24 protein-coding genes are annotated in these 25946 nt (G+C 72.5%); 7 read left to right on the plus strand and 17 right to left on the minus strand.

What is annotated here, in order from left to right; all coding sequences use genetic code 11:
• Positions 1 to 8: 8 nt before the first annotated feature.
• The 12 genes from QPK52_RS09020 to QPK52_RS09075 all read right to left on the minus strand — a co-directional run bounded on the left by QPK52_RS09020 (position 9) and on the right by QPK52_RS09075 (position 10666).
• Positions 9 to 656: a pilus assembly protein TadG-related protein gene (locus QPK52_RS09020; protein WP_410536740.1), complete on the minus strand. Its 648-nt coding sequence runs from the start codon at positions 654 to 656 to the stop codon at positions 9 to 11.
• An 8-nt stretch (positions 657 to 664) separates the two neighbouring features.
• Positions 665 to 895, minus strand: a complete 231-nt coding sequence (locus QPK52_RS09025) for a hypothetical protein (protein WP_410536742.1) — start codon at positions 893 to 895, stop codon at positions 665 to 667.
• Positions 896 to 1116: 221 nt separating this feature from the next.
• Entirely contained in the window at positions 1117 to 2172 is a 1056-nt protein-coding gene (locus QPK52_RS09030) for a response regulator (RefSeq protein ID WP_410536744.1), read from the minus strand.
• A gap of 41 nt (positions 2173 to 2213) precedes the next feature.
• A complete protein-coding gene (locus QPK52_RS09035) occupies positions 2214 to 3554 on the minus strand; it encodes a sensor histidine kinase (RefSeq protein ID WP_410536746.1) in 1341 nt (446 codons plus the stop codon).
• A gap of 48 nt (positions 3555 to 3602) precedes the next feature.
• Positions 3603 to 4472 (minus strand): DUF5936 domain-containing protein, encoded by an 870-nt coding sequence (locus tag QPK52_RS09040; protein WP_410536748.1) that lies wholly within the window; start codon positions 4470 to 4472, stop codon positions 3603 to 3605.
• A 14-nt stretch (positions 4473 to 4486) separates the two neighbouring features.
• Positions 4487 to 5425 (minus strand): type II secretion system F family protein, encoded by a 939-nt coding sequence (locus QPK52_RS09045; protein WP_410536750.1) that lies wholly within the window; start codon positions 5423 to 5425, stop codon positions 4487 to 4489.
• Positions 5426 to 5498: 73 nt separating this feature from the next.
• Positions 5499 to 6839 (minus strand): CpaF family protein, encoded by a 1341-nt coding sequence (locus QPK52_RS09050; protein WP_410536752.1) that lies wholly within the window; start codon positions 6837 to 6839, stop codon positions 5499 to 5501.
• A gap of 48 nt (positions 6840 to 6887) precedes the next feature.
• Complete coding sequence (locus QPK52_RS09055; protein ID WP_093661113.1) at positions 6888 to 7253, minus strand: TadE/TadG family type IV pilus assembly protein; 366 nt, start codon at positions 7251 to 7253, stop codon at positions 6888 to 6890.
• 3 nt (positions 7254 to 7256) lie between these two features.
• Positions 7257 to 7682, minus strand: a complete 426-nt coding sequence (locus QPK52_RS09060; protein WP_410536754.1) for a TadE/TadG family type IV pilus assembly protein — start codon at positions 7680 to 7682, stop codon at positions 7257 to 7259.
• Positions 7682 to 8974, minus strand: coding sequence for a CpaE family protein (locus QPK52_RS09065; protein WP_410536756.1), 1293 nt, complete (start codon positions 8972 to 8974; stop codon positions 7682 to 7684). Before QPK52_RS09065 ends, QPK52_RS09060 begins: the two co-directional genes overlap by 1 nt.
• 8 nt (positions 8975 to 8982) lie before the next feature.
• Positions 8983 to 9678, minus strand: a complete 696-nt coding sequence (gene cpaB / locus QPK52_RS09070) for a Flp pilus assembly protein CpaB (protein WP_410536758.1) — start codon at positions 9676 to 9678, stop codon at positions 8983 to 8985.
• A gap of 103 nt (positions 9679 to 9781) precedes the next feature.
• Positions 9782 to 10666 (minus strand): hypothetical protein, encoded by an 885-nt coding sequence (locus QPK52_RS09075; protein ID WP_410536760.1) that lies wholly within the window; start codon positions 10664 to 10666, stop codon positions 9782 to 9784.
• 503 nt (positions 10667 to 11169) lie between these two features.
• On the opposite strand from QPK52_RS09075, the gene QPK52_RS09080 reads away from it, so the two are divergent.
• From QPK52_RS09080 to QPK52_RS09095, 4 genes are all read left to right on the plus strand, one after another.
• Positions 11170 to 12711 carry a hypothetical protein gene (locus QPK52_RS09080; RefSeq protein ID WP_410536762.1) on the plus strand — a complete coding sequence of 514 codons (1542 nt, stop codon included), beginning with the start codon at positions 11170 to 11172 and terminating at the stop codon, positions 12709 to 12711.
• A 127-nt stretch (positions 12712 to 12838) separates the two neighbouring features.
• Positions 12839 to 13414 (plus strand): hypothetical protein, encoded by a 576-nt coding sequence (locus QPK52_RS09085; RefSeq protein ID WP_410536764.1) that lies wholly within the window; start codon positions 12839 to 12841, stop codon positions 13412 to 13414.
• Positions 13415 to 13424: 10 nt separating this feature from the next.
• Positions 13425 to 13835 carry a DUF3592 domain-containing protein gene (locus QPK52_RS09090; protein WP_410536766.1) on the plus strand — a complete coding sequence of 137 codons (411 nt, stop codon included), beginning with the start codon at positions 13425 to 13427 and terminating at the stop codon, positions 13833 to 13835.
• Between the two features lie 179 nt (positions 13836 to 14014).
• Positions 14015 to 15787, plus strand: coding sequence for a chitinase (locus tag QPK52_RS09095; protein WP_410536767.1), 1773 nt, complete (start codon positions 14015 to 14017; stop codon positions 15785 to 15787).
• Positions 15788 to 15914: 127 nt separating this feature from the next.
• On the opposite strand, the gene QPK52_RS09100 is transcribed toward QPK52_RS09095, so the two are convergent.
• From QPK52_RS09100 to QPK52_RS09115, 4 genes are all read right to left on the minus strand, one after another.
• Positions 15915 to 17258 (minus strand): Nramp family divalent metal transporter, encoded by a 1344-nt coding sequence (locus QPK52_RS09100; RefSeq protein WP_410536769.1) that lies wholly within the window; start codon positions 17256 to 17258, stop codon positions 15915 to 15917.
• A gap of 153 nt (positions 17259 to 17411) precedes the next feature.
• On the minus strand, positions 17412 to 17846 hold the full coding sequence (locus QPK52_RS09105; RefSeq protein ID WP_410536770.1) for a RidA family protein: 435 nt from the start codon (positions 17844 to 17846) through the stop codon (positions 17412 to 17414).
• 53 nt (positions 17847 to 17899) lie between these two features.
• On the minus strand, positions 17900 to 18652 hold the full coding sequence (locus QPK52_RS09110; protein WP_093661735.1) for an IclR family transcriptional regulator: 753 nt from the start codon (positions 18650 to 18652) through the stop codon (positions 17900 to 17902).
• 5 nt (positions 18653 to 18657) lie between these two features.
• Entirely contained in the window at positions 18658 to 19629 is a 972-nt protein-coding gene (locus tag QPK52_RS09115) for a sugar kinase (RefSeq protein WP_410536772.1), read from the minus strand.
• A 249-nt stretch (positions 19630 to 19878) separates the two neighbouring features.
• Between QPK52_RS09115 and QPK52_RS09120 the strand changes: the two genes are divergently transcribed.
• Together QPK52_RS09120 and QPK52_RS09125 are read left to right on the plus strand one after the other, a co-directional pair.
• Positions 19879 to 21312 carry an amino acid deaminase gene (locus QPK52_RS09120; protein WP_410536773.1) on the plus strand — a complete coding sequence of 478 codons (1434 nt, stop codon included), beginning with the start codon at positions 19879 to 19881 and terminating at the stop codon, positions 21310 to 21312.
• Positions 21313 to 21375: 63 nt separating this feature from the next.
• Positions 21376 to 22974, plus strand: a complete 1599-nt coding sequence (locus QPK52_RS09125; RefSeq protein WP_410536774.1) for an N-acyl-D-amino-acid deacylase family protein — start codon at positions 21376 to 21378, stop codon at positions 22972 to 22974.
• A gap of 67 nt (positions 22975 to 23041) precedes the next feature.
• Here the strand turns inward: QPK52_RS09125 and trhA are convergent, their stop codons facing one another.
• Positions 23042 to 23776, minus strand: a complete 735-nt coding sequence (gene trhA, locus QPK52_RS09130) for a PAQR family membrane homeostasis protein TrhA (RefSeq protein WP_410536776.1) — start codon at positions 23774 to 23776, stop codon at positions 23042 to 23044.
• Between the two features lie 237 nt (positions 23777 to 24013).
• On the opposite strand from trhA, the gene QPK52_RS09135 reads away from it, so the two are divergent.
• The gene (locus QPK52_RS09135) at positions 24014 to 25849 is read left to right on the plus strand and encodes a phosphoenolpyruvate carboxykinase (GTP) (RefSeq protein ID WP_410536778.1); all 1836 of its coding nucleotides are present in this window, start codon (positions 24014 to 24016) and stop codon (positions 25847 to 25849) included.
• Positions 25850 to 25946 lie beyond the last annotated feature (97 nt).

A 25946-nucleotide genomic window follows, 5' to 3' on the forward strand; every position in this document is an offset into this window, starting at 1 on the left:
ATTGTCGGTCAGCCTGAAAGCCGAACGGTGAAGAGGTCCGCCGCGTCGGGGAAGAAGTCCAGGTTCTCGGGGTCGATGAACCGGTCCCTTCCGTCGCACGTCAGTCTGCCGGGGAAGACGGGCTTGTCGTTGCCGCCCCCGTTGTCCGGGTCCTCTCCGTCCTCCGGTTTCTCCTCGTCGGGCCTGAAGGTGCAGCGCGGCTCGATGACCGCGGTGGCCTCCGCCGTCATGTGGATGTTCTCCGTGCCCGGGACGACGGTCTTCCCGAGTGGCTCCTGAGTCCTCACCTTCACGGTGAAGCCCAGCCGTCCGTCGGCCAGACGACGGCAGCCGTCCGGGGACACGTCGGACTCGTTCCGCGCCGCGAAACGCCGGGCCTCCTGGCAGGCGCCGTACGTTCCGAACCCCTTGCCGTTGAGGAGATCGCTCCAGTTGCGGGGATTCAGGACCGAGGCGAGCAGACCCCGGCGGAGCTGGTCCCGTGCGTCCTGGGCAGCGGCCAGGGCGGCGGCGTCGGCCGCCGACTGAGCCCCGCTGCGGGAGGCGGATGCCTGACCGACCACGAAATACGCGAGCGCGAGGAAGAGCAGGCTCGCCACCACCGTGATGTAGATGGGGACGGCCTGCCCTGCCTCGCGGCGCTTCCGAGCAGTCACAGACCCAGTCAGCCGGCTGTGCCGACAACCTCCCTGATCTTGTTGCCGATGGTCTCGCCGATGTCCGTCATACTCGCCACCACGGCGATGATCGCGATGATCGCGACCAGCATGCCGATGTACTCGACCGCGGTCTGGCCCTTGTCGCCCCGGCGGGCGATGGCCTCGACGGTGGTCTCGGCCCAGCCGTTCACGCGGATCCTGGTGTCGGTCGCCAGCTTCAGAGCGGTGTTCTTCATGGTGTTCCCCTCCAAGTCCGGTCGACCGGTCGACGGCCGACGGATAGGTCTCTGCGGTGCCGCAGGCGTCTCCGGCCTCCTCCCGGCCGGTCTCGCCTGCGACATGGGGAACGTACGCCGGAACACCACCGGCCCGCATGGGTCCGTGGGCCCAAGTGCGGGCCCAAAACCGGAGTCCGGCCTCCTTCGCCGCTGCCCGGGCTCCGGGGTCCGCCATGTGGTCAGCCACGGCCGCCCGCCCCCCTTCGCGCCGTGCCCAGCCAGACCGCGATGGCCTCGCTGCGGCTTCCGGCGTGCAGTTTGGCGAAGATCCGGTTGATGTGGTTCTTGACCGTCTTCTCGCTGATGAAGCAGGCGGCGGCGATCTGCGGATTGGCCATGCCGGATGCGATCAGCTCCATCACCTCCGCCTCCCTGCCGCTCAGGCCGAACCGCTCCGCCCCGGAAGCCCCCGGGACAGGAACAGACTGTGCCACATGAGATTGCTTGTGCGAAGTACTTCGGAATGAATGTGGCGCATCAGATGCCGAACCCCCTTCGGACAAGCGCAGTTGATTCGTCGAGTGACGGGGGATTTGCTCAGAATCATCGTGTGCGGTCGCACGTATCCGTCCCGGAACCGCGGGCCGGTAGCCGGAGCCGGTGAAGGCCGTGCCGAGCCCCTCGGGCAGCGGCTGCCCCGGAGCGGCCGCCGCGCCGCCGCGCAGGCCCGCCAGGAGCGCGTTGGAGGCCGTGGACGTGAAGTGGGCCCGGCCCTCCCTGGTGTCGCGGACGGCCGCGACCAACTGGTCGGCGGTGAACTCCCCGTGGACCAGATAGCCTCCGGCCCCCAGCCGCAGCGCCTCGTGGACGACCTCGCTCTCGCGGCTGTACGTCAGCATCAGCACGGGTGCCAGGCGGACCAGGTGCGGCAGGGCCGAGATGCCGTCGACGCCCGGCATGCGGACGTCCAGCAGCACCACGTCGGGCCGGTGCCGCCGGGTGGCCTCGTACGCCTCACGGCCGTCGGCCGCCTCGGCGACCACCCGGATGTCGTCGCGCCCCTGGAGCAGCACGGTCAGGCCCGCCCGCACGACCGGGTTGTCGTCGGCGACGACGATCCGCAATGGTGCGGCGGCGGGCGCCGGGGGCAGGGGCGGGAGCGGGCAGTTCTCGGGTGCCGCCGCCGGCGGGGGCGCGGGGGCGCGGTCCGGGGTGTTCCCCGGCCGGGGGTGGTCGGTGCCGTACGGGGACTCGGGGCAGTGCCGTCCCGGAGCGGGGGGAACGTCGTCCGGCATGGTGCGGCCTCCTCTCGGGTGTGGGGGCGGGAAACGGTCGGTCAGGAATGGATGTACCGGTGCCGCTGTGCGACGGCGGCCAGGCCCTCCGGGAGCAGGGCGGCCATCGGGAGGTCGAGGCGCACCTCGGTTCCGCGGGCCGCCCTCCCCCTGCCGATGCGGATGCGCGCGCCGATCCCCGCGGCGCGCTCCACCATGCCGACGAGGCCGAAGTGCCCGGCGCGCCTGAGCTGTTCGAGGTCCGTGCCCGCGGGCAGGCCGTGTCCGTCGTCGTAGACGCTGACGCGCAGCGAGTCGTCGACGACCCCGATCGAGACGTCGACGCGGGTGGGGTGCGCGTGCCGGTACGCGTTCTCCATGGCCTCGGAGGCGATGGTCAGCACCTGTCCGGCCACCGCCTGGGGGACCGCCGGCACGGGGGTGCCGTTCAGCGGGCGGAAGGCGGCCTCCAGGCCCGTCCGGCGTGCGAAGTCCGCCGTGCGGGCGGACAGTTCGCCGGCGATGTCCACCCCGCCGTCCAGGCCCGACTCGCGTCGCAGGTCGGACAGCAGTTCCCGGGATTCCACCGCGGCGCGGCGCGCGGAGCGGGCGACGAGCTCGGCCTGCCGTCTGAGGGTGTCGGGGTCCAGGCGGTGGGCGGAGCCGGCCAGTCCGTCCGCCGCCAGGGCGAGGCCGTGGAGGGTCTTGGCGACGGAGTCGTGCATCTCGCGGGCCAGCCGGGCGCGTTCGCCCGCGACCGCCTCGTTGACGGCCAGTCTGGACTGCATCTCCAGCAGGGCTTCGGTGGCGCTGCCGAAGCGCAGCATCAGCCCTCGCAGCGTGACTCCCACCGCGCCCGCGAGGACGCAGACCCCGGGCAGGAAGGCGGTGGCGGCGAGCGACGCGCCGAGCATGCCGTTGCCGGCGTACGCGACGGCCACGATCAGCAGGGTGAGGGCGGTGAAGAAGCCCGCGCCCCGCCACCCGTACACCAGTCCGGCGAGCAGCGGGGTGCAGATCGTGACGTAGCTCAGCGGACTCGCCGGTGTGGCCGTGAACAGCAGGAGGGCTCCGAAACCGGCGTCGACGCCGAGGAGCGCGGGGTGCCGGAGCAGCAGGGGGCCGAAGCGCTCCCAGTCCCGGAAGAGCAGGTAGGAGCCCATGAAGGTGAACACGATCGCCGCGCCGACCAGCCAGGTGGGCCATCCCGGGCCCGTGCCGCTCAGTGCGAAGGGGGTGGTCAGCACGATCATGCCCAGCCGGAAGCCGAAGACCTGGCGGCACAGCGCCTGGAGCGCGCTGAGCTGGATCCTGAGCGTGGGCGCGGCCGCCGGCTCCTCCCGCGGCGCGGTACCGCCGCCCGCGGTGGCGGCTCCCGGCGGCCCCGCCGGAGTGAACGGCATCGGCACGGTTCCCCCTCTCACTGGTCGGCGGCCTGGCGGCGCGTGCGTCTACAGGCCGGTGCCGGTGCCGAGGAACATCCCCGTGCCCAGCAGCAGGATGGTGGCGGGCACCATGAGCATGGTGACGATGGACGTGGCCTTGGGCACGGCCTTGGCGGCTTCCCGGCGGGCGTTCTGGGCGTCGGTGCGCCGCATGTCGTTGGCGATCTGGATGAGCGTCTCGACGATCGGGGCGCCCAGTTCCTCGCCCTGCTGGAGCGCCGTGACGAACTGGGCGACCTGTTCGGAGTCGTTGCGTCTGCGCAGTTCGTCGAACGCCTGCCGTCGGCTGACCCCCATGTCCATCTGGCGCAGGGTGATGCGGACCTCGTCGGCCCAGGGGCCCTGGTACTTGTCGGCCGTGCGCTCCAGTGCCTGGCGGAAGCCGAGTCCGGCGGAGACCACGACGGCGAGTACGTCGAGGAAGTCCGGGAGGGTGCGGTCGATGGCCTTGCGGCGCTCCCGGATGGCCGACCAGATGCCGACCTCGACCCAGAAGACGCCGAAGGCGATCATGCCGACGGCGAGGACGGTGTGCCCGTTCACCAGCATGGCCAGGGCGCCCAGCCCGCCGAGGAAGCCGTAGACGGCACGGCGGGCCGCGTAGCGGTCGATGGTCAGGCCGCCGGGGTTGCCCGCCATGTCGATCCTCTTGCGGACCTTGTTGACCCGGTCGGGGCCCATCATGCGCAGCACCATGGGCGCGTAGCGCATGCCCATGCGGTCGATGCCGGACCCCACGGCGCCGGTCCGTGTGGAGCCGACCTCCAGCGCGATGGCGAGGTCCCCGGGGAGCTTGGCCTCGGAGCGGTAGAGCCGTATGCCGGCGATGGCTCCGTAGACGCAGAGGCCGATGACGGCGGCGAGGAGGATTCCCATGTGTCCGTCTCCTCTCAGACTTCGATCTTGCCCAGGCGGCGGACGAGGAAGAACCCGATGCCGTACAGGGCCATCGCGACGATCAGCGCTCCCTGGCCCAGCGGGGAGGCCGTGATCTTGTCGAGGGCGCCGTCCCAGATGTTGTCCATCAGCAGCATGGATCCCAGGCCCATCGCGGGGACGATGTAGGCGGTGCCGGTGACCTGCGACAGCTGGGTCCTGACCTCGCGCCGGGTCTCCTTGCGGTCCTCCAGGGTCTGGGTGAGGTTGTGCAGGGAGCTGACGAGCGTGCCGCCCGCCCTGTTGGACAGCACGAGCGTGGTGACCAGGACGGCCAGTTCGCGGGAGGGCAGGCGTTCGGCGAGTTCGCCGAGCGCGTCGTCGAGGGTGTGGCCGACGGCGAGCCGGTCGGCCACCCGGCTCAGTTCCTCGCCGGCCGGGTCCTCCAGTTCCTCGGCGGCCATGGTGATGGCGGTGCGGAGCGCCAGTCCCGCCTGTGTGGCGTTGGCCAGGACGCGGGTGAGTTCGGGGAGCTGGCCGATGAACCGCTCGGTGCGCTTCTGCCGCTGCCAGTTGAGGAAGGTGAAGGAGCCCCACAGGGCGACGGCGGCCGCGATGGGGCCGAAGAAGGGCGCGAGCAGGGCGGAGGCGATCAGCCACAGGCCGATGACGGAACCGACCATGTAGACGAAGAACTCGCCCGGGGTCAGGTCGAGGCCGGTGGCCGCGAGCCTGAGTTCGATCCTCCTGCCGAACCGGGTGCCGCGCAGCCGCCGGTCGACGCCCTGGAAGTTGCGCCGACGGCCGGACGTCTGCGTCTGCCCGGTGTGGGAGAGCCGGTCGATCAGCTCGGCGTGCTGCGCTTTTCCCGAGGCGTACGCGTGCACACCCGTGACCGCGAGCACGCAGCACAGCAGCGTGACGCCGATCGTCAGCAGTGCGAGATTGTCCATGTCCGGTGCGGGCTTCCTCGGTGTCGGGCGGCGGGATCGGGCGGCGGGGCGGTACGGGTGGGCCGTGGTGGTGTCAGGCGGTGGTCCTGCGCGTGGCGAGCTGCTCGTCGCTGTCGGCGACTCCGAAGGCGGGCGGGACGGATTCGTTCTTCATGCGGAGGCGTTCGGCGACCCGGCGCGGCAGCGGGAAGTAGGAGAACTCCCCGTGGACCTTGCCGTCGCCGCCCATGGGCCGGGCGTCGAAGCGGCACACGGTGACGATCCTGTAGTCCTCCCGTCCGTGCGAGTCGACGACGGCGATCTCGCTGATCTTGCGGGAACCGTCGGCGTTGCGGGCGAGCTGGACGATGACGTCCACGGCGCTGTTGATCTGGTCCTTGATCGCGGCGAACGGGATCTCCACCTCGGACATGGACGCCAGGGTCTGCAGGCGCATCAGGGCGTCCTCGGCGCTGTTGGCGTGGACCGTCGCGAGGGAACCGTCGTGGCCGGTGGACATCGCCTGGAGCATGTCGAGCGTCTCCCCGCCGCGGACCTCGCCGACGATGATCCGGTCGGGGCGCATGCGCAGGGAGTTGCGGACCAGGTCGCGGATGGTGATCCGGCCCTTGCCCTCGACGTTCGCGGGCCGGCTCTCCAGCGTGATCACATGGGTCTGCTGGAGCTGGAGCTCCGCCGAGTCCTCGATGGTGATGATGCGCTCCCCCTCCGGGATCAGCCCGGAGAGCGCGTTGAGCAGCGTGGTCTTCCCGGTGCCGGTGGCTCCGGAGACGATCACGTTGAACTTGGCCCGGACCAGTCCGGCGAGCAGCATCGTCATGTGCTCGTCGAGGGAGCCGAGCCCGATCATCTCCTGCAGGGTGTAGGCCCTGGGGAAGCGCCTGATGGTCAGGGTCGCGCCCGAGAGCGCGAGCGGCGGGATGATCACGTTGACGCGCTCGCCGGAGGGCAGCCGGGCGTCGACCATCGGATTGGCCTCGTCGACGCGGCGGTTGACGGTGGAGACGATGCGCTCGATGGTCTGCATCAGCTGCTCGTGGGAGGCGAAGCGCATCGGGAGGAGTTCCAGGCGGCCGCCTCGCTCCACGAAGATCTGGTCGGGGCCGTTCACCATGATCTCGCTGATGGAGGCGTCCTCCAGGAGCGGTTCCAGGATGCCGAGGCCGAGCGCCTCGTCCACGACGCGGCGGATGAGCATGGCGCGCTCGTGGGTGGAGAGGACGGGGCCCTCCCGGCTGATGATGTGCCCCAGCACTCGCTCCAGCCGGACGCGGCGCTCCGTCGCCGCGAGGGAGGACATCTCGGCGAGGTCGATCTCCTCGAGCAGTTTGGCCCGGTAGACCGCGACGAGGTGACTCTCCTCCTGCTGGTTGGAGGGCGCCTCGGGGGCGTTGATGCGTGCCCTCAGGCTCATGGTTTCAGTTCTCCTTCCGGTCCCCGCCGGCCGACGCCGCCGGCCGCCTCAGTCGCGGGGCATGGTGGTCGTCCGCTCCGTGTCGCCGAAGGAGACCCCCGGGATGATCGAGGGGATCCTGACCGTGGCGGTCACCTTCACCTCGTCGTGGGCGCCGGCCCACTGCCGGAACCGGGCGCCGTCCGCGAGCCAGTCGCTCATCGCCTCCCGGCCGGCCTGCGCGGGGGGCATCTCGGGGCGGTCGTGCGAGGCCATGCGGGCCGCGGCTCGGGACGCCGTGCCCGCCTGCTGGATCGTGTACGCGGCGAGGCCGAACTGGATCAGCGCCAGCCCGACCAGGATCAGGATGGGGAGCATGCCGATGTACTCGACCGCGACCTGTCCCCTGTCGGAGCGTCGTCTGCGCAGCACCATGTCTCAGTTCTCCTTCGCCGCCGCCGCGTTTCCGGTGACCGAGAAGGGGAAGTCGACGATCCCGGGGAAGAGGACGGGCACCTTGAGGGCGACCTCGGCCTTGACCAGGCCGGAGTCGACCCAGCATTCGGTCCTCGCCGACTTCCTCCAGTCGCCTTCCAGACCCTCCTTGCCCGCCCGCTCGCACGCCTCGCCCCGGCTCTCCCTGCGGAGGTCGGCCACGGCCGCCTGGTGCGCCGCCCTGTCGGCCGCGTCGCCGGCGAGGGTGTAGGTGTAGCCCAGCAGCGCGCACTGCCACAGCAGCACGAGGGTGGCGGTGATGATCGGCAGCATGCCGACGAACTCGACGGCCACCTGCCCCTGGTCGCCGCCGGTGCGTGAGCGCGCCGTGGTCCGGTCCTGGCCCGTCCCCGTGTCGACTTCCCCCATCAGCCGGTTCTCCCGCTCGGTTCGGTGGTGTCGTTGTCGTGGCGTCCGCCGCCGCGGCGGCGGCGCAGGCCGATCGATCCCCTGTCCCCGTACCTGCCGCCCTTGCCCTGCTGCGTCCTGGCCGCGTCGACCAGTCCGAGTTCCCCCGCCAGGGCCCACATCGCCTGCCTGACGGAGCCGCGGGAGTCCAGGTCCTGCACACGGCCGGAGTCGACCGCCGCCTGGAGTTCCTTGAAGCCGGCCGGGATCGCGCCGCGGGCGACCGGGGTGCCCACGATCCGCTGGACGAGCGGGGGCTGGATCTCGGTGTTGCGGGTGTGCCGGTTGACGACGGCCAGCGTCTCCTCCGCCTTGCGGATCTGCAGCCGGTCCCACAGCCGGATCATGCGCTTGGCCGCCCGGACGGCGACGACGTCAGGGGTGGTGACCAGCAACGCCGTGTCGGCCATCTCCACGGCCGCGGCGTTCGCCCCGTTCATCTGCGTGCCGCAGTCGACGACCACGACCTCGTACCGGGAGCGCAGCGCGCTGATGATCTGGCGGGCGGCGCGCTCGTCGACCTCCTCGCCGCGTTCGCCCTCGCCCGGGGCGAGGAGCAGGGCGAGGCCGGTGGGGTGGGAGAAGAGGGCGTCCTGGAGGACGCGCGGCGAGATGTCGGTGATGCTGGCCAGGTCCGCGATCGAGCGGCGGAACTGGACGTCGAGGTACGACGCCACGTCGCCCGCCTGGAGGTCCATGTCGACCAGCGCCACGCTCCTGCCGGAGGCGCGGGCGGCGAGCGCCAGCTGGACGGAGAGCAGGGTGGCGCCCACGCCGCCCTTGGCGCCGCTGACCGTGACCGCGGTGCCGCCGGGGCCGCTGAAGACCTCGCCCCCGGAGCCCAGGTGGCGCCGCACCCCCACGGCCCACTGGGCGGCGGCGGAGACCCGGGCGGAGAGTTCGTCGTACGACAGCGGCAGGCCGACCAGTCCGCGCGCGCCGGAGTCCATGGCGGCCGAGTACAGCCCGGGGCCGGCGTCCGCGCTGATCAGGATCACCCCGACCGCCGGGAAGCGCAGCGCGACCTCCCGGATCAGCTCCAGCGCGGGGACCGGCCCGATGCGCTCGTGGACGAGCACGACCTCGGGGAGGTCGCCCACCGACTCGCCGGCGAGTGCCGCGAGGGTGTCCAGGAGCAGGGTGGAGTCGCCGACCGGCTGGGCCGGCTCGGCGTCGGGAAGCTGGCTCAGCAGTGCGGAGACGGAGCGGGCCGCGTCGGCGTCGCCGACGGCCGGGAGGATTCTCGTGACCATCCGTTGTCTCACCTGTCTCCGACGAGGGTGTAGGTGCGTTCTTCCTCGGAGATGGTCGTGTCACTCCCGGGCGCGACGAGGGCGAGCCGGACGTTGACGGCGAAGGACTCGGCGAAGGCCACGCGCTGGGTGTCGAGGGTGTTGAGCGCGAAGGTGATCGGCACCGCCTCGGACTCGCGGTTGACCTCGTCGTTCCTGGTGATGGGGGTGAGCTCGCCGACGTCGATGACGCGGGCGTTGCTGACGATCACCCGGGAGATCTCGTTCTCCTTCTTGTCCTGGAAGGTCGCGTAGATGTTGACCGTGGAGCCTGGCCGGATCTTGCCCGCGACGCCGGTGGCCGCGTCGATCATGATGGCGATCTCCTGCTCGCCCTCCCGGAGTTCCGGCTGATCGGTGATCATGTCGCTCTGGAGGAGCGACCCCTTCTTCAGCGGATTGGTCGCGATCTTGCCGCTGAACTCGTCGGTCGCGGTGACCGCGGTCTTCGGCAGCCAGCGCCTGGGTATCCGCACCTTCTCCACGACGCTCTCGTCCAGGGCCCGGTAGGCCGGTACGTTCTTCGACAGGCGGTACGCCGTGACCTCCGGGCCGACCTTCGACTCCACGTCGCTGATCACCGACAGGACGCCCGCGAAGGCGGCGAAGGCGCACAGGACGGACAGCAGCAGCAGGATGACGCCGCGACGCTGGCGTGAGTTCATGGTTGCGGGCTACCTCGTTCGGGGACGTTGGCGTTGGGCGGTTCGTGCGGGCCGCGTGCGGCGGAGGCCACGGGCCTTCCGGTGCGGCCGGCGGCGGCGCGTCTCAGTGCGGCCGGCCGGAAGCGGAGGCCCCCTGACTGACGACGTCGGCGGGTCCGCTCCGGTTCTCCGGCGGTGTCACGGGTGAGGAGCAGAAGACACAGCGGTCGCCGATCAGTTCGAGACCGCACCAGCGGCACTCGTCGCGCCGCACCGAGCTGACGAGCTGGTAAAGGACGGACACGTCCGGGATGGACGCGGCGAACTCGACCAGTTTCCCGGTGCCCCACCAGCGCGGCGAGTCCGCCGGCAGCCGCGCCTCCTGGGTGCCCGTCACCCGCCACTGCGGGGCGAGTGTGCCGGTCACCCAGTCCGGGGAGAGCTGGGAGGCGGCGTAGGTGAGCCGGGTGGGGAACTCCGGGCCGGGCAGCGTGCCGCCGTCGCCGATCCGGACCAGCCGGGAGGCGGGGGCGGCAAGCACTCCGAACTGGGTGCCGGGCATCCAGGACTTGGCGTGCTCCTTGAGGCCGACCGGGACGTGGTCGAGCCTGGTGACGGAGTTCAGCAGCGCGCCGGCGTGGATGTAGTGCGCCAGCAGGCGCGCGGTGGCGCCGAGGACTCCGGGGCTGAAGCCGCAGGTGGACAGCTGGCGCATCTGGTGCACCAGGACGCCGGTCGCCAGCGGCGGCAGGTCCGTTCCCAGCAGGGCGATGCGGTCGCTCTCCAGCACCGAGCGAACGGTGTGCAGCCGCCGCACGAAGGGGGCGGGGAGGGAGGACTGGTACAGCACGACGACGTAGCCGTGCTGCTCGACGAGGACCTGCATCTCCGCGAGGGCGGCGTCCAGCGGCTGCCGGTCGGGAGGCGTCAGGACGTGCGCCGTCGGCGTGTGCGGATCCGGCGGTGGCAGCACCAGATCGGCGCTGGTGACAGCTATCGCGGTGGGCATCCGAGGTTCCCCGTTCAAAACTGCTCCGGCCTGCCGAGTTCTATACGGCTCGTCAACTCAGCAGCTTATCCGCGCCTTAAGCGGCAGAGAATACTCACCGAAGACCAGTGGGTGCGCTTCCACCGCTTCCCCGGGTCAAAGGCGGACACAAGGTGACGCAACGCCGCCCTGCCGACCGCTTCCCGCGCAGGGCCGCGGGGGAATTCCCCGGACTTCCGTTTTCGCCGGCCCACCGCGTGAAGCATAATCAGTTGAACCATGAATTTACACTGACGGTAACATCGATCACCCCCGGTACCGATCCGGTCCGATAAAAGGCCAGGTCCCTGACCCGGCACCGGACTGTACCCCCCTTCCCCGCGCACTTTCCGTCATCGCGGAAGCTTTGGGCCCGTTTTTGGGCCCACGGGCCCACGCCCCCCTCCTCCCGCCTGCCTAGCCTCACCGGCGTTCGGTCGAAAGCCCACGGCACACAGGACAGACACAGGACAGGGGGCCGTCGCATGGCGCCGAGAGGTGACGGCGGGTCGGGCATACGGTTCGGCGACCGGGGCGCCACCGCGACGGAGTACCTCGGCATGCTCGTGGTGGCCGTCGCGGTCCTCGCCGCCGTGTCGGCCACCGGGGTCGGGCAGGCCCTCGGCGAGCGCATCGGATGCGTCGTCGCCGGCATCGGCGGTGGCGGCGGGGGCTGCGGGAGCGAGGGCGGCGACCGGGCCGCGCCCAGGACGGACGCCGAGTACGAGCCCACCATGTGCAACACCCACAACTTCTCCGACAAGGCCGGCGCCAGGGGGAGGTTCATGTGGATCGAGTGGGGCGAGGAGTACGGCTTCAGACAGCAGACCCACCGCGCCAACACCGACGTCAACGAGGACGGCCGGGTCGACGGGGACGACAGGCTGGTCTACATGACCTTCACCGACGCCGCCTCCGTCGGCGCCAAGGGCTCCGTCAGGACCGGGCTCAAGGTCGGCAAGCTGGGCACGGAGGACGTCTCCCTCGGCGCCGGGCTCAAGGTCACCAACGGCGACACCTGGGTCTTCAGGAGCGAGGAGGAGGCCCAGAGCTTCCGCGACGACATCGAGATGCTGAAGACCTACGAGCTCACCAACCGGCACGCGGGCGAGGCCAGCGCCGGCAACGCCATCCTCGCCATCTTCGGCAAGGGGCCCATCGCCGAGGAGCAGCGGCTGCGCGAACGGCTGGAGGAGCGGATCGGCGACCGGCACATCAGCTACGGCACGATCGGGCTCAACGGCACCGCCGCGGCCGGGCTCAAGCTCTCCGCCGGGGACGACAGGAAGCTCTCCGCGCGGCTCGGCGGCAACGTGGAGTTCGCCCCCGAGGCCACCGTCGCCAACGACAGGTTCCGCGGCACCAGGTCGTACACCTACACCGCCAGGCTCACCTACGGCGGCGGTACGGGCTACGAGGCCGGGTTCCTCAAGGGCGACCACCACGGGGAGACCGCCCGCACCGGCTCGATGACCGTCGTCCGCGACGACGGCACCGGCGAACTGCTGCGCATCGTGATGACCCAGACCATCGAGACCGGGGGCGGCGGCCACAGGGGGGAGGCCGGAGGGAGCAACGGCGAGGAGGGCGGCGGCAAGCGGGGCGGAAGCGCCTCGGTCACCGACGACTCGGGAGCCTCCGGGATCGAGGTCGTCACCAACATGGTCTCCTTCCCCCCGGGCGCGGAGGGGGAGGCCGCCCGTGAGACCGCCCAGCGGTGGCTGGACGGGAACGGGGACAACACCGCGCCCTTCGCCTACATGTTCGGCGACCGCGCCCCGACCACCCGGCCCGGCTCCGACGACCCCTTCGGGCAGCTGATGTTCGACGAGGGCATGTCCAGCAGGATGTCCTACGAAGGGGAGACCGAGGCCGCCGCCTACGGCTTCGAGGTGAACCTGGGGATGAGCCTGGGCTTCTCGGTCTCCACCGAGCAGAAGGAGGAGACCCTGGGCGACGCGCGGTTCCTCGGTGCGCCGAGGGACGGCAGGCGCGAGTACGTCCCCTACAGCTACTGTGCGAACTGAGCGGCCTCCCGGCGCCCGCCGCTTCCGCGGCCCCGGCCCGGGGAGGGCCCGGCCGGGAGAGCCGGCCCAGGAGAGCCCGGCCGCAGAAGTCCGCCCAGGAGAGCCCGACCAGGAGAGCGAGTACCCGATGAGCACCATCGCCCGGACCGCCGCACGCGCCCTCCCGGCGCTCGCCGCCGCCGCGCTGCTGCCCCTCCTCGCCGGCTGCGGCGGGCAGGAGGCGGGGAGCGCCGCGGTGCCCGAGGGCTGGGGGACGCTGGAGACCGAGCGGCTCTCCGTCGCCTACCCGGGGGGATACCGGGAGCTGGGCGAGGCGGAGCGCGGTGAGCACAACGACGCCGCGGCGGTCCTCACCGACGGCGGCCGGACCACGGGCATGGTCTCCGTCCAGCTCGACTTCATGAAGGCGGGGGACGCCGACATGGCCGCCACCGGCGCGGAGGCCCGCATCCAGCTCGGCGCGACGCCCACGGGACGCGAGGAGGCCGAGGTGGAGGGGACGGACGAGGCCCGGCGCATCGACTACGAGTTCACCTCCGGCGGTGAGCGCGGCACACCCGCGAAGGGCACCCGGATGAGGGGCGTGATGGTGGCCGGGCTGGACTCGCACGACAAGGCCTTCCTGGTCACCGTGGACACCGTCGAGGGCGGGCTGTCCGAGGCGGATCTGGACAGGATCGTCGGCAGCGTCACGGTCCGGTAGGGCGGCCGGCATGGAGGTACCGGGCGGCGAGCGGTTCTTCCTCGCCATGGCGGCCGCCCTCTTCGGGGCACTGGCCGTACGCGGCGCCGTACGGCTGCTCGCCGCCGTGCGGGCGCTGCGCGCCGGGGCGCGGGCGGAGGCCGAGTGCGTACGGGTCTCCAGGGCGAGCCGGCCGACCGGCACGGATCTGTACCACTTCGCCTTCCGCACGCCGGACGGGCGGCCGGTGGAGTTCGAGGAGTACGTCTCGGGGGTGCGGGTCGGCGACCGGGTGCCGGTCCGCTACGACCCCGCCCGCCCCGGCAGGGCGACGGTGGCCGGTCCGGGCCGGCTGCTGCCCGTGGTGATGCCGGCGGTGCTGGCCGCGGGCTGCGGGGCGGCCGCCGTCCTGCTCGCCCTGGCGTTCGCCATGACCCTCTGAACCCCGTTCCGGTTACGTCCCGTTGTGCCCCGTTGCGGAGACCGTCCGCGGGCCCGTCCCGGTGTCACGGAAAAGTCCGCCCCCCTTGACATCCTCATTGGTCTGAACCATTCTTCCGGCTCAGCACGGTGGCCACCGTCTCCCCACGCGCGCTCACCCCCCAACGCACGGAGGCAGTAGTGGAACGCAGGACGCGAACAGACACCACGGGCGGCGGGAGAGACGCGGCGCCCGGCGCGCGCCGTACCGCGCGCATCCGCTCCAGAATCGTCGCGGCGCTCGGCGCGGGGGCGGTCGCGGTCGGCGCCGTGGCGTTCGGCGGATTCTCGGGCAGCGCCGGGGCAGCCGAGCCGAACCTGGTGCGGAACGCCGGCTTCGAGTCCGGCCTGAGCGGCTGGACCTGCTCCGCCGGCAGCGGCACGACCGTCTCCTCCCCGGTCCACGGCGGCACCGCCGCACTGAAGGCCACCCCCACCGGCAGCGACAACGCCAAATGCTCCCAGACCGTGACCGTGCGACCGGGCTCGAAGTACGAACTGAGCGCCTGGGTACAGGGCTCGTACGTCTACCTCGGCGCATCCGGCACCGGCACCACCGACGTCTCCACCTGGACCCCGGGCTCCTCCGGCTGGCAGCAGCTGAGGACCTCCTTCACCACCGGCCCGAACACCACCTCGGTCACCGTCCACACCCACGGCTGGTACGGCCAGAGCGCCTACCTCGCCGACGACTTCTCCCTCACCGGCCCCGGCGGCGACCCGGGCGAACCCGACCCCGAACCCGAGCCCCCGGCCGCGCCCGGCGGACTCACCGTCGGCACGACCACCTCCTCCTCGGCCACCCTGAACTGGAACGCGGTCGCCGGCGCCACCGGCTACACCGTCTACCGGGACGGGACCAAGGCGCTGTCGGTGCAGGGCACCTCGGCGACCGTCACCGGGCTCGCGGCCGCCACCTCCTACGAGTTCCGCGTCAGCGCGGTCAACGGCGCCGGCGAGTCGGCGAAGTCCGCCCCCGTCACCGCCACCACCCGCAGCCGGGACGACGGCGGCCACAACCCCGGCACGGGCGTGCCCAAGCACGCCGTAACCGGCTACTGGCAGAACTTCGACAACGGCGCGCGGGTGCAGAAGCTGCGCGAGGTGCAGGACCAGTACGACATCATCGCCGTCTCCTTCGCCGACTCCACGGCCAGGACGGGTGAGATCACCTTCAACCTCGACCCGGCGCTCGGCTACTCCTCCGTGCAGGAGTTCAAGAACGACATCGCCGCCAAGCAGGCCGCCGGAAAGAAGGTGATCATCTCGGTGGGCGGCGAGAAGGGCAACGTCATCGTCAACGACTCCGCCTCGGCCGCGCGCTTCGCCGACAGCACCCACCGCCTGATGCAGGAGTACGGCTTCGACGGCGTGGACATCGACCTGGAGCACGGCATCAACTCCACCTGGCTGACGCAGGCGCTGCGCTCGCTGTCGGCGAAGGCCGGGCCCTCCATGGTGCTCACGATGGCCCCGCAGACCATCGACATGCAGTCCACGTCCACGGAGTACTTCAAGCTGGCGCTGAACGTGAAGGACATCCTCACGGTCGTCAACATGCAGTACTACAACAGCGGTTCGATGCTGGGCTGCGACGGGAAGGTGTACTCGCAGGGCTCGGTGGACTTCCTCACCGCGCTCGCCTGCATCCAGCTCGAGGGCGGCCTCGACCCGTCCCAGGTCGGCCTGGGCACCCCCGCCTCCACGCGCGGCGCGGGCTCCGGCTACGTGGACCCCTCCGTGGTGAACGCCGCCCTTGACTGCCTGGCCAGGGGGACGAGGTGCGGCTCGTTCAAGCCCGCGCGGACCTACCCGGGCATCCGCGGCGCGATGACCTGGTCCACCAACTGGGACGCGCTCAACGGCAACCGGTGGTCGGACACCGTCGGCCCGCACGTCCACGCGCTGCCGTAAGCGGCGAGACGTCGGAACAGCGGAACAACGGGACAACGGGACGACGGGACAACGAGAAAGGGGCCCGGTCCGCGGCGGACGCGGACCGGGCCCCGTGCCGTTCCCGCACGGGCGCCCGGCAGGGCGGTCACCAGGGCAGTTCGCGCACCTGCTGGACGCACAGCACCACGAAGAGCAGCCCGGCCACCGCCAGCATCACGTTGCTCAGCGGCCCGTTGCGCCACTGGCGCGGAGTACGGCCGGAGTTGAGCAGCCACAGCAGGGTCCCCGCCAGGAAGGGCATGAAGAATGCGCCCAGCACGCCGTAGGCGATGACCAGGCCGAAGGGCTGGTCCAGCCACAGCAGGCCCATCGGCGGGAACGTCAGCCACAGCAGGTAGCCGCGGAACGGCCAGGATCGCTCGCGCTGCCCGCGTGCGACCTCCAGGACGGGGGGCTCGCCGCCGGTGCCCTGCGCCCGTGCCGCGCGCGTACGCTCCACGAAGTCGGCGAACAGCAGGCTGACGCCGTGCCAGACGCCCACCAGGGAGGAGAAGGACGCGGCGAGGAAGCCGATCAGGAAGAGCTTGGCGGTGACGGCCCCGAAGCGCTCCTCCAGGATCCGGCCCAGGTCCAGCAGCCCCTGGTCGCCGGAGCCGATGGCGGTGCCGGCGGCGTGCAGCAGCTCGGCGCCGACGATCAGCATCGCCACCACGAAGACGCCGGTGGTCAGGTACGCGACCCGGTTGTCCAGGCGCATCATCCGCATCCAGCCGCTGTCGGTCCAGCCCTTGGCGTTGACCCAGTAGCCGTACGCGGCCATGGTGATCGTCCCGCCGACGCCGCCGACCAGGCCGAGGGTGTACAGCAGCGAGCCGTCCGGCAGCACCGGCAGCAGCCCGGCGACGGCGTCGCCGAGGTGCGGCGTGACGCGGACCGCCACGTAGACGACGACCACGAACATCACGCCGACGAAGACCATCATGATCTTCTCGACGACCGCGTAGCGGTTGAACCAGACGAACGCCAGGCCCGCCAGCCCGCACAGGATCGCCCATGTCTTCAGCCCGAGGGCGCCGGGGAAGAGCGCGACCAGCGGCAGCGCGCTGGAGGACATGGCGGCGGCGCCGTAGACGAAGCCCCACACCGTGACGTAGACCGCGAAGTAGGCGGTGGTCCACGCGCCCAGGCTGCGCCAGCCGTCGAAGATCGTGCGGCCGGTGGCCAGGTGCCAGCGGCCTGTCGCCTCCGCCAGCGCGATCTTCACCAGGCAGCCGACGACGGCCGCCCACAGCAGGGTGTAGCCGAACCTGCTGCCGGCGACGAGGGTGGCCACCAGGTCTCCGGCGCCGACGCCGGTGGCCGCCACCACGATGCCGGGGCCGACCAGCCGCCAGCTCGCCCTCCGTTCGGCCGGGGCCGCGGCGGTCCCCGCGGCGGTCTCCGCCCCGTCCGCGCCGCCCGTTCCGTCCCTCTCGCCCGTACTGGCCATGTACGACCTCCGCTCTCGTCCCCGCAACCGGCGTGGCGCATACAACAGCGCGCCGCCGGTCGGCACAAGAGGGCGCGTCGGTGCGCGCGGGCGCCTGGGCCGTTCGAGGCACCGGCCGTCAGGCTTCGGGCGTCGCTTGCCGTGCCTCGGGCGTCAGTCCAGTACGGCCATGGCGTCGATCTCGACCAGCAGGCCGGCGGGCAGGCCGACGTAGACGGTCGTCCGCGCGGCCGGAGGCCCGGTGAGGCCCGCCGTGCCGGCGAGGTACTCGTCGTAGATCTCGTTGAACTCGGCGAAGTGGCCGGTGTCGGTGAGGTAGACGCGGACCATCACCACGTCCTCCCAGCTCGCGCCGCCCTCCCTCAGGACCGCCTCGACGTTGGCGAGGGTCTGGAGGGTCTGCTCGCGCAGGGTCGGCCCCGCCGGGGTGGGCGGCTGCCCGGGGACGGCGGGCAGGAAGCCGACCTGTCCGGCCACCTGGAGGATGTTCCCCTTGCGCACGCCGTGCGAGAAGCGGGCGGGCGGGGCGGTGTGGGTCGGCGGGGTGAAGGCGGTCTTGGCGGGGGCCTGGGCGGGGGTGTCGCTCACGGTCGTCCTTCCGGATGGGGGCGTTCACAGTGTTCCGCGGGACTCAGGGGGGCTCAGGAGGCGGGCGGCCTGCCCGAGTACTCGGCGCTGACGGCGTCGGCCGTACGCCGCACCAGGGGCAGCAGGCGCATGAGTTCGTCGGCGCCCGCGACGGCGGCGGGCGCGGAGACCGACAGCGCGGCGGCGACCCGGCCGTCCGCGCCGCGCACGGGGGCGGCGACGCAGTTGACCGTCTCCTCGTGGCCGCCCAGGTCGGTGGCCCAGCCCTGCTCGCGCACCCGGGCCAGCTCCTTCAGGAAGGCGGCCGGCCCCGGCGTGGAGCGGGGCGTGTGGCGGGGGTAGTCCAGGCGTTCGGCGAGCGCGCGCCGCTCGTCCTCGGGCAGGTCGGCGAGGATGACCTTGGCGACCGCGGCGACGGTGACCGCCACCGGTCTGCCGATGCGCGAGTACATCCGCACCGGGTAGCGGCTCTCGACCTTGTCGATGTAGAGGACCTCGTCCTCCTGCCGCACCGCCAGGTGGACGGTGTGCCCGCACGCCTCGTTCAGCTCGGTCAGGTACGGGTGGGCGACGGCGCGCACGTCGATGTTCTCCACGGCCTCCTGGGCCAGCGCGATCAGCCGCGCCCCCAGGCGGTAGCGCTGGTCGCCCTGGCGGTGGACCATGCCGTGCTCGTGCAGGGTGCGCAGCAGCCGCAGGGCGGTGGACTTGTGGACGTCCAGGTGCCGGGCGACCTGTTCGAGGCCTGCCGGCCCGCGCGCGAGCAGGGGGAGGATGCTCAGCGCCCGGTCGACGGTCTGGCTCATCTGTCTCACGCCTTCCGTGTGGTCCAGCCGGGGGTGAGCCGCAGTCTGCCCCAGGCGGCGTCGTCGAGCGCGGCCAGCCGGTCGGCCAGGGCCCGGGCGGGCGGCTCGGCGAGGTCGCCCGGACAGGTGAGCGCGGCGGCGGCGGCCAGATGGCCGTGCCGCAGCCGTGTCCGCAGGGGCAGTCCGCGCAGGGTGGCCGAGAGGAACCCGGCGGCGAAGGCGTCCCCGGCGCCGACGGGGTCGGCGGTCTCCACGGACAGGGCGGGCACCTGGCAGGAGCCCGAGGGGGTGTGGGCCGCCGCGCCCCGGGCGCCGTCCTTGACGACGAGCACGGACGGCTCCGGCAGCAGCTCGCGTACGGCGGCGGGCCCCGCCGCGCCCCAGGCCGCCCGCGCCTCGTCCGCGCCGGTGAAGACCAGGTCGCAGCGGCGGGCGAGGTCGAGCAAGACGGCCGGGTCCCGCCTCTTCCACAGCCCCACGCGGTAGTTGACGTCGAAGGACAGCAGCGGCCGCCCGGGCCGGGGCGCGGTCAGCTCGTACAGCAGCGCCAGGCAGTCGTCGGACAGGGCCGCCGTGATGCCGCTGAGGTGGAGGATCCGGCCGGAGTCGGCGGCGGCGCGGTCGACGGTGGCCGGGGACATCGCGGAGGCGGCCGATCCGGTGCGGTGGTAGAGCACCTCGGCCAGGGCCGGGTCGGTGGGCCGCTCGCCGGTGGTGGAGCGCTCGCCGCCGGTGCGGAAGTAGACGCCGGTGGGGCGGTCGGGGTCGCGCACCGCGGAGACGTCCACGCCGTGGGCGGCGATCTCGGCCAGAACGTGGTCGCCGAAACCGTCCGTGCCCACACGCCCGATCCAGCGGACCCGGTGCCCGGCGCGGGCGAGCAGGCAGGCGGTGTTGGACTCGGCGCCGCCGACGCCGCGGACGAAGACCGGGGAGTCGGCGAGCCGGCCGGGGCCGGCGGGCCGGAAGGCCGCCATGGTCTCCCCCAGGCAGACCACGTCGAAAGGGGCCCCGGCGCGGGGTACGGAGGGCGCGGGGGGTGTGGGGCCCGCGGGGGGCACAGGGGGCTGGGAAGGCTGGGGAGACCCGGAAGGCACTGCCACGGTCGCCCCTCCCTCCCCGGCTTCCGGGCGGCTCGCGGGCCGCTCCCGTCCCGGCCGTCCGTTGACCGGGCGTTCGCGGGGATGCTAGACAGCAGCGAGCACTGTGCGCAACAAGCGTTGCACATGACGCAATACCAGTCCCTGGGTCAGCCCCGGGGCCCGTCCCGGAGTCCGGAGTTCACCATGGCCGCCGAGCACCCCGAGCACCCCGAACACCTCCAGCGTCCCGAACGCCCCCGGCGCACCGGGGGCCCCGGATCCCCCGGGCACGCGGACCCCGTCGCCCGCCTCGCCGACGAGGTCGTCGACCACCGCTTCAAGGGGCTGCCCCCGGACGCGGCCGGACTGACCGTGGGCGAGCTGGCGGCCGAGCGCCGCCCGCTGTTCACCGGCGGCTTCACCACCCCGGTGCTGACGCTGGCCGCCGGGGCGCTGGAGCACAACCTGCGGCAGCTCGGCGCCTACGCCGCCCGGCACGGTCTCGCCTTCGCCCCGCACGGCAAGACCTCGATGTCCCCGCAGCTCTTCCGCCGCCAGCTCGACCACGGCGCCTGGGGCATCACGGCGGCGGTGCCCTCCCAGGTGCGCGTCTGCCGGGCCTTCGGGGTGCGGCGGGTCTTCCTGGCCAACGAGGTGGTGGACGCCGCCGCGCTGCGCTGGATCGCCGCCGAGCTGGCGGCGGACCCGGAGGCGGTGATCGTCTGCTACGTGGACTCCGTGCGCGGCGTGGAGCTGATGGACGCCGCCCTGGCCCCGGCCCGCGGCGCCTCCCCCGCCCGGCGCCCCCTCGACGTCGTCGTCGAACTGGGCGTCCCCGGCGGCCGCACCGGTGTGCGCACGGCCGAGGAGGCGGCCCGGGTGGCACAGGCGGTGGCGGAGACGGCATCACTGCGGCTGGCCGGTGTCGCCGGGTATGAGGGCGAGGTGCCGGACGCCGACGCCGGGCGGGTGCGCGCCTGGCTGGAGGACCTGGTCGCACTGGCCGCCGACCTGGACGCGGCGGGCCGCTTCGCCGCTCTGGGGCCGGAGGAGCAGATCGTGGTGAGCGCGGGCGGCAGCGCCTGGTTCGACGTGGTGGCCGAGGTGTTCGGGCGCGTGCCCGAGCTGTCGCGGCCGGTGCTGAGGCTGCTGCGCTCAGGCGCGTACGTCTCCCACGACGACGGCCACTACCACCGCGCGACCCCGTTCAACCGCGTTCCCGGGCAGGGCTCGCTGCTGCCGGCGTTCCGGCTGTGGGCACAGGTGGTCTCCCGGCCCGAGCCGCACCTGGCCTTCCTCAACGCGGGCAAGCGCGACGCCTCCTACGACCTGGACCTGCCCCAGCCGGTGGCCGTCCGCACCGCCGGCGGCGCCGAGCGGGCCGCGGACGGGGTGGAGGTGGTGAAGCTGGCCGACCAGCACGCCTTCGTCCGCCTCGCACCGGGCGCGGAGCTGGAGGTGGGCGACTGGGTGGCGCTGGGCCTGTCGCACCCGTGCACGGTCTTCGACCGGTGGCAGCTCATCCCGGTCGCCGAGGCCGACGGCACCGTCACCGACTTCGTCCGCACCTTCTTCTGACACCCGCCCCCGCCCCCGCCCCTGCTGCCCCTGCCCTGTCCCCGAACGGAACCGGAGTCCGCCGTGGATCTCGTCCTGCGCGGCGCACGCGTCGCCGACGGCACCCCGTCCCCCGCCCACCGGGCCGACGTCGGCGTCGACGGCGGCCGGATCGCCGTGGTCCACCGCGAGGGGGACCCGGGACCGCGTCCCGGCGCGCGGCGCGTGCTGGAGGCGGACGGCCTCGTCCTCGCGCCCGGGTTCATCGACATGCACGCCCACAGCGATCTGGCGCTGCTGCGCGATCCCGCCCACCTTGCCAAGGTCGCCCAGGGCGTGACGCTGGAGGTGCTCGGGCAGGACGGCCTGTCGTACGCGCCGGTGGACGACCGCACGCTGGCGCGGGTGCGGCAGGCGATCACCGGCTGGAACGGGGACGGCTCGGACGTCGAGTTCGACTGGCGGACCGTCGGGGAGTACCTGGACCGGCTCGACCGCGGCACCGCCGTCAACGCCGCCTACCTCGTCCCCCACGGCACGGTGCGGGCGCTGGTGGTCGGCTGGGAGGACCGGCCCGCCACGGACGGGGAGCTGGAGGAGATGCGGCGCCTGGTGGCCGAGGGGCTGGAGCAGGGCGCGATGGGGATGTCGTCCGGTCTGACGTACACCCCGGGGATGTACGCCCCGGACTCCGAGCTGACCGAGCTGTGCCGGGTGGTGGCGTCCTACGGCGGCTACCACTGCCCCCACCACCGCTCCTACGGCGCCGGGGCGCTGGAGGCGTACGCGCAGATGGTCGAGGTCGCCCGCGCCTCGGGGTGCGCACTGCACCTGGCGCACGCCACCGTGAACTTCTCCGTCAACGCCGGACGCGCCCCCGAGCTGCTGGCCCTGCTGGACGCGGCCCTGGACGAGGGCGTGGACCTGACGCTGGACAGCTACCCCTACCTGCCCGGCTGCACCACCCTGGCCGCGCTGCTGCCGAGCTGGGCCGCCGAGGGCGGCCCCGACGCGACCCTGGCCCGGCTGCGGGACCCGGCGGCCTGCGCCCGGATCCGGCACGCGATGGAGGCCGAGGGCTCGGACGGCTGCCACGGGGTGCCGGTCGGCTGGGACACCGTGGAGGTCTCCGGGGTGACCGACCCCGCCCTGGCCGGATACGTGGGCCGCACGGTCGCGCGGTCGGCGGCCGAGCGCGGCGAGGAGCCGTTCGCGGTGGCGCGGCGGCTGCTGCTGGCGGACCGGCTGGGCACCACCGTCCTCCAGCACGTCGGGCACGAGGAGAACGTCCGGGCGATCATGCGGCACCGCGCCCACACCGGCGGCAGCGACGGCATCCTCGTCGGCGGACGGCCCCACCCGCGGGCGTGGGGCGCCTTCCCGCACTACCTGGGCCGCTATGTGCGCGAACTGGGCGTGCTGTCGCTGGAGGAGTGCGTGGCGCATCTGACCGGCCGGCCGGCCGCCCGGCTGCGGCTGCCGGACCGGGGGCTGGTGCGCGAGGGGTACCACGCCGACCTGGTGCTGTTCGATCCGGAGACGGTGGCGGCGGGGGCGACGTTCGACGCGCCGCGCACCCCGCCGCTGGGCATCCCCCATGTGCTGGTCGGCGGCCGGTTCGCCGTCGAGGACGGCCGCCGCACCGGTGTGCTCGCCGGCCGCTCGGTGCGGCGCGGCGGCTGACGTCCGGCCGGGGCAGGGATGGGGCCGCAGGGCCGGGTGTCAGGCGTCAGGCGTCAGGCGTCAGGCGTCAGGTGGCGTTGTAGGCCACCAGGGAGATCCCCACGTAGTGGACGGCGAAGGCGGCCAGCGTGAGGGAGTGGAAGACCTCGTGGAAGCCGAACCAGCGCGGTGAGGGGTTGGGCCGCTTGATGCCGTAGACGAGGCCGCCCACGCTGTAGAGGAGGCCGCCGACGATCACGCACACCAGGACGGCGACGCCGCCCGCGCGCAGGAAGTCGGGCAGGAAGAACACCGCGGCCCAGCCCATCGCGATGTAGCAGGGGGTGTAGAGCCAGCGCGGCGCGCCGACCCAGAAGACGCGGAAGGCGATGCCGGCGACGGCGGCGGCCCAGATGCCCCACAGCAGCAACTGGCCGCGGCCTCCGGGGACGAGCAGGATCGTCAGGGGCGTGTAGGTGCCCGCGATGATCAGGAAGATGTTCGCGTGGTCGAGGCGGCGGAGCACCGCGTTGGCGCGCGGGCCCCAGTTCCCGCGGTGGTACAGGGCGCTGACGCCGAACAGCAGGCAGGCCGTCAGCGTGTAGACCGCGCAGGCCAGACGGCCGCGCGGGGTCTGCGCCAGGGCGGTCAGGAAGATTCCCGAGATCAGCACGGCCGGGAACATCCCGGCGTGCAGCCAGCCCCTCAGACGGGGTTTGACGGGGTGGACGAACCTCTCGGCAGCGCGGTTCTCGTGGTCCTCACGGCCGTCGCGGTCGTCGGCGGGCAGAGTCCTGGGGGGTTCGGGCACTGCGGCGGTCATGCGTCTCATCGTACCTACGTGACCGTAGGTTTCCCCGCCGCGTGGCCATGCTCACCATACGGCCGTCTGGACAGAATCGCCCCGAAGGCGGAATATCAAATGAGCGTGGTCGGCACCGGATGAGCAACGCCGCAGCATCCGGGTCGCAGCCCCCACGGGGCCGTGTCTGAAGTACGGATGAACAAAACGGATACACGTGCGGTATCCGGCATGAAACCCTCGACATCTGGAGCGATTGTGGCGCGCAGTACTGCGGCTCCCGGCAACACGACCCCCACCCGTCACCAGGAGCTGACCACCTGGGTCGACGAGATCGCAGCCCTCACCCAGCCCGACCGCGTCGTCTGGTGCGACGGCTCGGAGGCGGAGTACGACAGGCTCTGCGCGGAGCTGGTCGAGAAGGGCACCTTCACCGAACTCGACCCGATCAAGCGCCCCAACTCGTACTACGCCGCCTCCGACCCCTCCGACGTGGCACGCGTGGAGGACCGCACCTTCATCTGCTCCGAGAGGGAGGAGGACGCGGGCCCCACCAACCACTGGATGGACCCCGCGAAGATGCGCGAGGTCTTCACCGGGACCGGCGGCGAGGGCGGCATCTTCCGCGGCTCGATGCGCGGCCGGACGATGTACGTCGTCCCCTTCTGCATGGGCCCGCTGGGCTCCCCGCTCTCCGCACTGGGCGTGGAGATCACCGACTCCGCGTACGTGGCCGTCTCCATGCGGACGATGACCCGCATGGGCAGCGCCGTCCTGGAGGAGCTGGGCGAGGACGGGCGGTTCGTCAAGGCGGTCCACACCGTCGGCGCCCCGCTCGAGCCGGGCCAGGAGGACGTCCCCTGGCCGTGCAACCCCACCAAGTACATCTCCCACTTCCCCGAGACCCGCGAGATCTGGTCCTACGGCTCGGGATACGGCGGCAACGCCCTGCTGGGCAAGAAGTGCTACGCGCTGCGCATCGCCTCGGTGATGGCGCGTGACGAGGGCTGGCTCGCCGAGCACATGCTGATCCTCAAGCTCACCCCGCCCCGCGGCGAGTCGAAGTACGTCGCCGCCGCCTTCCCCAGCGCCTGCGGCAAGACCAACCTGGCGATGCTGGAGCCGACGATCCCGGGCTGGACGGTCGAGACGATCGGCGACGACATCGCCTGGATGCGCTTCGGCGAGGACGGCCGCCTCTACGCGATCAACCCCGAGGCCGGATTCTTCGGCGTGGCGCCGGGCACCGGCGAGCACACCAACGCCAACGCGATGAAGACCCTGTGGGGGAACGCGATCTTCACCAACGTCGCGCTCACCGACGACGGCGACGTGTGGTGGGAGGGCATGACCGAGGAGCCCCCTGCCCACCTGACCGACTGGCGGGGCAACGACTGGACGCCCGACTCCGGCACCCCGGCCGCGCACCCCAACGCCCGCTTCACCGTGCCCGCCTCGCAGTGCCCGATCATCGCGCCGGAGTGGGAGGACCCCAAGGGCGTGCCGATCTCGGCGATCCTCTTCGGCGGGCGCCGCGCCAGCGCGGTGCCGCTGGTGACGGAGTCCTTCGACTGGCAGCACGGCGTCTTCCTCGGCGCCAACGTGGCCTCGGAGAAGACCGCGGCGGCCGAGGGCAAGGTCGGCGAGCTGCGCCGCGACCCGTTCGCCATGCTGCCGTTCTGCGGCTACAACATGGGCGACTACATGGGCCACTGGCTGGAGGTCGGCGCCAAGGCCGACCCGGCGAAGCTCCCGAGGATCTACTACGTGAACTGGTTCCGCAAGGACGACGGCGGCCGGTTCGTGTGGCCGGGCTTCGGCGAGAACAGCCGGGTGCTCAAGTGGATCGTCGAGCGCCTGAACGGCGAGGCGGAGGGCACCGAGACGCCCATCGGCATCGTCCCGACCAGGAGCGCCCTGGACACCGACGGCCTGGCGCTGGCCGAGGCGGACCTGGAGTTCCTGCTGAAGGTGGACGAGAAGGTGTGGCGCGAGGAGGCCGCCCTCATCCCCGAGCACCTGAACACCTTCGGCGACCACACCCCGAAGGCGATGTGGGACGAGTACCGCGCCCTGGTCGAGCGCCTGGGCTGAGCGGCCAGCGGGGGCGGCCGGAGTGAACCCGCCCCGTGAGAGGCCCGCGGGCCCCGTCCCGGCACAGGATGCCGGGACGGGGCCCGCGGGCCTCCCG

The organism is Streptomyces sp. KL2 (genome assembly GCF_046529545.1).
GTDB lineage: Bacteria > Actinomycetota > Actinomycetes > Streptomycetales > Streptomycetaceae > Streptomyces > Streptomyces radiopugnans.

What these genes read in the sequence shown, in the direction of transcription:
- QPK52_RS09115 (WP_410536772.1), bottom strand. Translation starts at nt 19,629, where the DNA reads ATGGCGGCCTTCCGGCCCGCCGGCCCCGGCCGGCTCGCCGACTCCCCG.
- QPK52_RS09065 (WP_410536756.1), bottom strand. Translation starts at nt 8,974, where the DNA reads ATGGTCACGAGAATCCTCCCGGCCGTCGGCGACGCCGACGCGGCCCGC.
- QPK52_RS09045 (WP_410536750.1), bottom strand. Translation starts at nt 5,425, where the DNA reads ATGGACAATCTCGCACTGCTGACGATCGGCGTCACGCTGCTGTGCTGC.
- QPK52_RS09025 (WP_410536742.1), bottom strand. Translation starts at nt 895, where the DNA reads ATGAAGAACACCGCTCTGAAGCTGGCGACCGACACCAGGATCCGCGTG.
- QPK52_RS09060 (WP_410536754.1), bottom strand. Translation starts at nt 7,682, where the DNA reads ATGGGGGAAGTCGACACGGGGACGGGCCAGGACCGGACCACGGCGCGC.
- QPK52_RS09080 (WP_410536762.1), top strand. Translation starts at nt 11,170, where the DNA reads ATGGCGCCGAGAGGTGACGGCGGGTCGGGCATACGGTTCGGCGACCGG.
- QPK52_RS09090 (WP_410536766.1), top strand. Translation starts at nt 13,425, where the DNA reads ATGGAGGTACCGGGCGGCGAGCGGTTCTTCCTCGCCATGGCGGCCGCC.
- QPK52_RS09055 (WP_093661113.1), bottom strand. Translation starts at nt 7,253, where the DNA reads ATGGTGCTGCGCAGACGACGCTCCGACAGGGGACAGGTCGCGGTCGAG.
- cpaB (WP_410536758.1), bottom strand. Translation starts at nt 9,678, where the DNA reads ATGAACTCACGCCAGCGTCGCGGCGTCATCCTGCTGCTGCTGTCCGTC.
- QPK52_RS09120 (WP_410536773.1), top strand. Translation starts at nt 19,879, where the DNA reads ATGACGCAATACCAGTCCCTGGGTCAGCCCCGGGGCCCGTCCCGGAGT.
- QPK52_RS09030 (WP_410536744.1), bottom strand. Translation starts at nt 2,172, where the DNA reads ATGCCGGACGACGTTCCCCCCGCTCCGGGACGGCACTGCCCCGAGTCC.
- QPK52_RS09050 (WP_410536752.1), bottom strand. Translation starts at nt 6,839, where the DNA reads ATGAGCCTGAGGGCACGCATCAACGCCCCCGAGGCGCCCTCCAACCAG.
- QPK52_RS09110 (WP_093661735.1), bottom strand. Translation starts at nt 18,652, where the DNA reads ATGAGCCAGACCGTCGACCGGGCGCTGAGCATCCTCCCCCTGCTCGCG.
- QPK52_RS09100 (WP_410536769.1), bottom strand. Translation starts at nt 17,258, where the DNA reads ATGGCCAGTACGGGCGAGAGGGACGGAACGGGCGGCGCGGACGGGGCG.
- QPK52_RS09040 (WP_410536748.1), bottom strand. Translation starts at nt 4,472, where the DNA reads ATGGGAATCCTCCTCGCCGCCGTCATCGGCCTCTGCGTCTACGGAGCC.
- QPK52_RS09075 (WP_410536760.1), bottom strand. Translation starts at nt 10,666, where the DNA reads ATGCCCACCGCGATAGCTGTCACCAGCGCCGATCTGGTGCTGCCACCG.
- trhA (WP_410536776.1), bottom strand. Translation starts at nt 23,776, where the DNA reads ATGACCGCCGCAGTGCCCGAACCCCCCAGGACTCTGCCCGCCGACGAC.
- QPK52_RS09085 (WP_410536764.1), top strand. Translation starts at nt 12,839, where the DNA reads ATGAGCACCATCGCCCGGACCGCCGCACGCGCCCTCCCGGCGCTCGCC.
- QPK52_RS09035 (WP_410536746.1), bottom strand. Translation starts at nt 3,554, where the DNA reads ATGCCGTTCACTCCGGCGGGGCCGCCGGGAGCCGCCACCGCGGGCGGC.